Origin of the sequence: Paenibacillus alkalitolerans, from assembly GCF_016482785.1 — a bacterium.
GTDB classification, from domain to species: Bacteria; Bacillota; Bacilli; order Paenibacillales; family YIM-B00363; genus Paenibacillus_AE; species Paenibacillus_AE alkalitolerans.
In genome coordinates, this window is sequence record NZ_JAEMXM010000054.1 from 1 (window position 1) to 1,837 (window position 1,837).

The 1,837-nt window shown below is 53.3% G+C and carries 1 rRNA gene; it reads right to left on the reverse strand.

Going from position 1 to position 1,837, the window contains the following annotated elements:
- Positions 1 to 1,442, reverse strand: a 23S ribosomal RNA gene (locus JET16_RS29700); the annotation flags it as partial.
- Positions 1,443 to 1,837 lie beyond the last annotated feature (395 nt).

The following is a 1,837-nucleotide window of genomic DNA, read 5'->3' on the forward strand; positions in this document are numbered from 1 at the left end:
TCACTTGTCTTTTCGTTACTCATACCGGCATTCTCACTTGTGTACAGTCCACACGTCCTTCCGGTCGTGCTTCAACCCGGTACACAACGCTCCCCTACCCAAGTGACGTCCTCACTTCATCTTCGAAGTGTTGTTTAGCCCCTGGAAGCATTTAGCCAGAATCTTGAACGACCTTAGAGGTCGATTCTGGCGAATGTTCCAGGCCCAAACCCTTCGCTCATGAAGTGAAGACGTCACGAGCCATAGCTTCGGTGGTGTGTTTAGCCCCGTTACATTTTCGGCGCAGAGTCACTCGACCAGTGAGCTATTACGCACTCTTTCAATGGTGGCTGCTTCTAAGCCAACATCCTGGTTGTCTGTGCAACTCCACATCCTTTCCCACTGAACACACACTTGGGGACCTTAGCTGATGATCTGGGCTGTTTCCCTTTTGACGATGGATCTTAGCACTCACCGTCTGACTCCCGGATACTAGTACGCGGCATTCGGAGTTTGACTGGACTTGGTAACCCTTGGCGGGCCCCGCACCCAATCAGTGCTCTACCTCCGCAACTATTCATCCGAGGCTAGCCCTAAAGCTATTTCGGGGAGAACCAGCTATCTCCGAGTTCGATTGGAATTTCTCCCCTACCCCCACGTCATCCCCGAGCTTTTCAACGCTCGTGGGTTCGGGCCTCCAGTGAGTGTTACCTCACCTTCACCCTGCACAGGGGTAGATCACCCGGTTTCGGGTCTACGCCCACGTACTCATGCGCCCTATTCAGACTCGCTTTCGCTGCGGCTTCGGCTCTTCACCTTAACCTTGCACGTGAACGTAACTCGCCGGTTCATTCTACAAAAGGCACGCCATCACCCATAAACAGGGCTCTGACTTCTTGTAAGCGCACGGTTTCAGGTTCTGTTTCACTCCCCTTCCGGGGTGCTTTTCACCTTTCCCTCACGGTACTGCTTCGCTATCGGTCGCTAGGTAGTATTTAGCCTTAGCAGATGGTCCTGCCGGATTCCCACGGGGTTTCACGTGCCCCGCGGTACTCGGGATCCGTCTGGCTCAAGCAAGATTTTGCGTACAGGGCTGTTACCTGCTATGGCCGGCCTTTCCAGACCGTTCGACTCCCCTGCTCTTTGCCGTTTGACGTCCCACGACCCCTAGGGAATAAATTCCCTTAGTTTTGGCTCTTCCGCGTTCGCTCGCCGCTACTGACGGAATCACTATTGTTTTCTTTTCCTCAGGGTACTTAGATGTTTCAGTTCCCCTGGTCTGCCTCACCGCACCTATGGATTCAGTACGTTGTGCATGGCGTCTACACCATGCGGGTTTCCCCATTCGGACATCCCCGGATCAAAAGCCTGCTTACGGCTCCCCGAGGCATGTCGTCGTTCGCCACGTCCTTCGTCGGCTCCTAGCGCCTAGGCATCCTCCGTGCGCTCTTTCTAGCTTATCCATGCGCTCATGGATTTGTGCCGCTCGCTCCTTGAGTCCCGCCTTCACCTGTCAACAGGTGGCCGTCGGGCCTCAAAAGTCGCTCCCGTCACAAACCATTCGCTCATTGCTTAAAGATTAATTCAAAGCATTAACGCTTTGCGCGGAATGATGTTTCGGTTCTCATGCTGATTTTGCATCGGACGTTTCCGCAAGGAAATGTCCTGCAAAACAGCGGTTTCGCTATCCAGTTTTCAAGGAACAACTCCGCTCGATCAAATCGGCGGAAGATCATCTTAGCACAGTTCCGGCCATCGATTCAACAGCAACTGCTGCCAACCGTTCCGGCTTATGCCAAGCGTTGAAGATGCAATTACTTGCACCCTCAAAACTGACAACGAGTTCGTGCATACGCTG